The 4,081-nt window shown below is 71.2% G+C and carries 5 protein-coding genes and 1 pseudogene; 3 read left to right on the top strand and 3 right to left on the bottom strand.

What is annotated here, in order from left to right; genetic code table 11:
- Positions 1-225 precede the first annotated feature (225 nt).
- Positions 226-567: a VOC family protein gene (locus AB0K09_RS30655; protein ID WP_366068670.1), complete on the top strand. Its 342-nt coding sequence runs from the start codon at positions 226-228 to the stop codon at positions 565-567.
- 21 nt (positions 568-588) lie between these two features.
- Here the strand turns inward: AB0K09_RS30655 and AB0K09_RS30650 are convergent.
- Both AB0K09_RS30650 and AB0K09_RS30645 read right to left on the bottom strand, forming a co-directional pair.
- Positions 589-1,166, bottom strand: a pseudogene (locus AB0K09_RS30650) (transposase).
- Between the two features lie 73 nt (positions 1,167-1,239).
- On the bottom strand, positions 1,240-1,830 hold the full coding sequence (locus AB0K09_RS30645; protein ID WP_366068669.1) for an XRE family transcriptional regulator: 591 nt from the start codon (positions 1,828-1,830) through the stop codon (positions 1,240-1,242).
- A 111-nt stretch (positions 1,831-1,941) separates the two neighbouring features.
- On the opposite strand from AB0K09_RS30645, the gene AB0K09_RS30640 reads away from it, so the two are divergent.
- Positions 1,942-3,336 carry a DHA2 family efflux MFS transporter permease subunit gene (locus AB0K09_RS30640; protein ID WP_366068671.1) on the top strand — a complete coding sequence of 465 codons (1,395 nt, stop codon included), beginning with the start codon at positions 1,942-1,944 and terminating at the stop codon, positions 3,334-3,336.
- Between the two features lies 1 nt (position 3,337).
- Here the strand turns inward: AB0K09_RS30640 and AB0K09_RS30635 are convergent, their stop codons facing one another.
- Positions 3,338-3,784 carry a MarR family transcriptional regulator gene (locus AB0K09_RS30635; protein ID WP_366068668.1) on the bottom strand — a complete coding sequence of 149 codons (447 nt, stop codon included), beginning with the start codon at positions 3,782-3,784 and terminating at the stop codon, positions 3,338-3,340.
- 83 nt (positions 3,785-3,867) lie between these two features.
- Here AB0K09_RS30635 and AB0K09_RS30630 point away from each other — a divergent pair.
- On the top strand, positions 3,868-4,081 hold a 214-nt coding region (locus AB0K09_RS30630; RefSeq protein WP_366068667.1), incomplete at its 3' end, for a class I SAM-dependent methyltransferase.

The raw sequence follows: 4,081 nt of genomic DNA, 5'->3' as shown, positions 1-4,081 counted from the left end.
TGACGTGCACACAGTACGCAAAACAGACACCGCGAAACCGAAATCGAAGAAGTCCACGACCCCTCGCCCACGCCGCACAGGTTAAAGATCAAGCTAGGGTCTGTTGGGAAAGTGCTGGTCACAGGAACCCGAGTGCTTCGAAAACAGTTTTCGACGGTCGTTGGCCGCAGTTCTGCGAACGGCTGGTGCTGATGATTGTCAGTGGTCGTGGCTAGGGTGACGATCATGAGTCTGGCAGCAGTGATGATTACGGTGGATTGTGCGGAACCGCAGGAGCTGGCCCAGTGGTGGGCCACTGCGTTGGAAGGCGAGATAGCCCAGGACCACGGCGACTTCGTCATCGTCAGAGCGCAGCCTCTGGCGCTGGGTTTCCAGCGTGTGGTCGAAGAGCGGCGGGGCAAGAACCGTGTACACATCGACTTCGCTGCCGCGCCCGGCACGGGCCTGGCGGGAGAGGTGGAGCGGCTGGTCGCTCTGGGTGCGAGCGTGGTCGGCGAGCACAGCGTTCCGGGCCTCACCTGGACGGTGCTGCAGGACCCGGCCGGCAACGAGTTCTGCGTGCACTGAGGCGCATTGCCACCGTGCTGGTCACAGACATTCGTTGATGACTGCGACCAGCACGGTCGCTTCGTGGCGGACGGCGAGTTTGCCGTAACGAGTGGCGACCGCCCGGTTGCGCTTGAGGCGGTTGATCCCGCACTCGACCGCGTGCCGCTGCTTGCAGTCGTCCCTGTCGAACGCCGGCGGCCGCCCACCGCACGATCCGCGCTTGAGGCGGTTGCGGACCCGGTCCGCCGGGACCGGAATCGTGGCCTTGATCCCGCGTCTGCGCAGGTAGGAGCGATTGCCTCGGGAGTCGTACGCTTTGTCGGCCCGCACCCGGTCCGGCCGCTTGCGCGGCCTGCCGAGTCCCAGCCTCGGCACCCGGATGGCTTCCAGGACCGCTTCGAACTGCGGGGAATCGCCGCGCTGCCCGGCCGTGATCACGACGGACAAGGGCTTCTGACCTTGCTCGACCGCGCGGGGGCACCGGTCCGGGTCCGCCACCGTATGCCGTCTATGAGCTGCCGCCGCGTCCACACCTGCGGCCGACCCGGCTTGATGCCCTGCGGCAGCAACGGCTCAAGCCGGGCCCACTGGCCGTTCGTCAGGTCCCCACGTCCCACAGCACGTGATCAGCAACGAAGAGGATCCGCTTTCCCAACAGACCCTGGTCCCGGACGCGCGCGCAGTGGCGTCTCACGTCGTCGACGGCCCGGTACGGACGATGGCCTGGTCGCCGCGCGGACCGAACAGGTGCAGGATCTCCACCGCGTTCGCACCCGCCGGCCCGAACCAGTGGGGTTCGCTCGTGTCGAATTCCGCGACCTCGCCCGGCCGTAGGGTGAACTCGCGCTCCCCGAGGACGAGGCGGAGTTCGCCCGCGAGCACGTAGAGCCATTCGTAGCCGGCGTGCGTCACGAGCTTCGGCTCGCGGTGCGCCAGCACCTGCTTGAAGACCTGGACCCGGCCCGGGTACTGCGTCAGGGGCACGAGGACGCTCCCGCGCTCCTTGCGGTGCGGCTTGAGGTGGACGCGCGGGTCGCCCGTGGCCGGGGCCGCCACCAGTTGGTCCAGGGCGACGCGATGCGCCCGCGCCAGCGGGATGAGCAGGTCGAGCGTCGGGCGCCGTTTGCCCGACTCCAGGCGCGACAGCGTGCTCAGGGAGATCCCGGTGTCCGCCGCGAGCGTCTCCAGGGTGAGCCCGCGGTCACGGCGCAGGGCTCGCAGCCGTGGGCCGATGCCGTCGAGGATCTCCGCGAGTTCGGGGTCCATGGGTCCGGTGTCCATAGGGTCATTTTGCAGCCTTCGCAAATTTCCTGGGCCGGCGCGCCACCCGCTCCGAGCATGGGCGGCGGACGATCCCGCACGGAACAGAAGGTGAACCGCCCTGTGACCACCATGACCACCGCAACCCCGACCGCTCCACTCCCACTGAGCGCACGCCGGCGCTGGACCGTGCTGGCCGTCTGCGCGCTGAGCATGTTCCTCGTCGGACTGGACACCACCATCGTCAACGTGGGCCTGCCCGCGATCGGGCGGGGCCTGGGCGTGGACACCGGCGGTCTGGAGTGGGTGGTGGACGCCTACACCGTGGTCCTGGCCAGCCTCCTCATCGCCTCCGGCGCGCTCGCGGACCGCTTCGGGCGGCGCCGCGTGTTCCAGTGCGGGCTGGTCGTCTTCGGCGTCGCGTCCCTCGCGTGCGCGGTCGCCCCGTCGCTCGGCCTCCTCGTCGCCGCGCGGGCCGCGCAGGGTGTCGGGGCGTCCATGCTGAGCCCCGTGGCCCTGGCGATCGTGGTGAACGCGATGCCGGACCCGCGGGAGCGGGCCCGGGCGATCGGCGTGTGGGCGGCGGTCTTCGGGCTGAGCATGGCGGCGGGGCCGGTCACCGGCGGGGCGCTCATCGCGGCGTTCGGCTGGCGGTCGGTGTTCTGGATCAACGCGCCGGTCATCGTCGCCGCCCTCGCCCTGGTGGCGGTCTTCGTGCCGGAGTCCCGCGGGCAGCGCGCCCGGCGGCTGGACCTGCCCGGGCAGGTGCTGCTCACGCTCGCCCTGGGCGTACTGGTCGGCGTGCTCATCGAAGGGCCCCGCATCGGCTGGGCCTCGCCCCTCGCCATGACCGGCTACGCCGTGACCGTGGCGGCGACGGCCGGCTTCGTACGGGTCGAGCTGCGCCGCGACGAACCCCTCATGGACCTCGCGCTCTTCCGGCGGCCGCTCTTCGCCGCGGCGACGCTGGGCGCCGTCGCCGTGTTCGTCGCGCTGAACGTGACGCTGCTGCTCAACACGCTCTACCTCCAGCACTCCCGCGGCTGGACGCCGCTCGCGACAGGCATGGCGACCCTGCCCATGGCGCTCGGGGCGACCCTGTGCGCGCCGTGGTCCGGCACCCTGGTGGGGCGCCTGGGGCCCGGGCGTCCGCTCGTCCTCGCGGGCGGGTTCACCGCCGCCGGCGGACTGTGCATGGTGAACCTCGGCCGGGACACGAACGTCCTGCTGCTCCTGCTGGCGTATCTGCTCATCGGCATCGGCTTCGGCTTCGCCAACGCGCCGATCACCAACACCGCGGTCGGCGGACTGCCGCCGTCCCGGGCGGGTGTGGCCGGGGCGATCACCTCCACCGCGCGCCAGGTCGGTTCGGCGGTGGGCATCGCCATCGCGGGGGGCCTGGTCGCGGGCGTCGGCCCGGCCGGTCTCGCCCGTGCGTCCCGCCCGGGATGGCTGCTGGTGACGGCCTGCGGGCTGTTCCTCTTCGTCGTGGCGCGAGCCTCCCGGTCGGCGGGCCGGCGGTCCTGATTCAGGGAGCACCCGCCTCGGGCAGCAGCAACTCTCCGAGTTCTTCGATCAGTTCGGCCGCCCGGCGGGCCCGTTCGGGGTCGGCGACCGCTTGGGCGAGCACGTCACCGGCCGGGCGGCCGGCGCGGTCGCGGATGGCCTCGACGGCCCGGTCCGTGAGCTCGATACGGGTCCGGCGCCGGTCGACCGGATCCGGGTCGGCGGTCAGCAGCCCGCGCTCGCGCAGCCGGGCCACCGAGGCGGAGACATGGCTCTGGACGAAGCCGGTGCGCGCGCAGATCTCCCGGACGTGCGTACCGGGATGCCGGAAGACGTCCGAGACGACCGCGACCTCACCCGGCGTCAGCGATGTGGCGCCGGACCGGGCGATGACCTCACGCCCCAGCTCGGTCAGCCGTTTGCCGAGCCGGAGCAACCGCACTCCATCGACCTTGCCCACTGGATCCATGCCAACAGATTACATCTTCACAGATGCATCGTCAGCGATGTAACTTGACCGCCATGAAGCCCTCCGAACCACAACCCGCACCCTTGAGCCCCGTCAGCCGCACGGCACTCGCCGTCGCCCACGTCCGGGCGGCGGAGAGCGGACGCGCGGACGCCCTCTTCACGGACCCCTACGCCGGCGCGTTCGTCGCGGCCGCCGGGTACACGACCAGTGGGCGGCCCGGCCCGTACGCCGTCGCGCTCAGGCACCACGCCGTGATCCGCACCCGCTTCTACGACGACCGGCTGCTCGCCGCCC

The organism is Streptomyces sp. NPDC049577 (assembly GCF_040675635.1).
In the GTDB taxonomy this organism is placed as follows: domain Bacteria; phylum Actinomycetota; class Actinomycetes; order Streptomycetales; family Streptomycetaceae; genus Streptomyces.
The sequence above is the reverse complement of the archived record's forward strand: the minus strand, read 5'-3'. Positions and strand labels throughout refer to the sequence as shown.

What these genes read in the sequence shown, in the direction of transcription:
- AB0K09_RS30645 (WP_366068669.1), bottom strand. Translation starts at nt 1,830, where the DNA reads ATGGACACCGGACCCATGGACCCCGAACTCGCGGAGATCCTCGACGGC.
- AB0K09_RS30655 (WP_366068670.1), top strand. Translation starts at nt 226, where the DNA reads ATGAGTCTGGCAGCAGTGATGATTACGGTGGATTGTGCGGAACCGCAG.
- AB0K09_RS30640 (WP_366068671.1), top strand. Translation starts at nt 1,942, where the DNA reads ATGACCACCGCAACCCCGACCGCTCCACTCCCACTGAGCGCACGCCGG.
- AB0K09_RS30635 (WP_366068668.1), bottom strand. Translation starts at nt 3,784, where the DNA reads ATGGATCCAGTGGGCAAGGTCGATGGAGTGCGGTTGCTCCGGCTCGGC.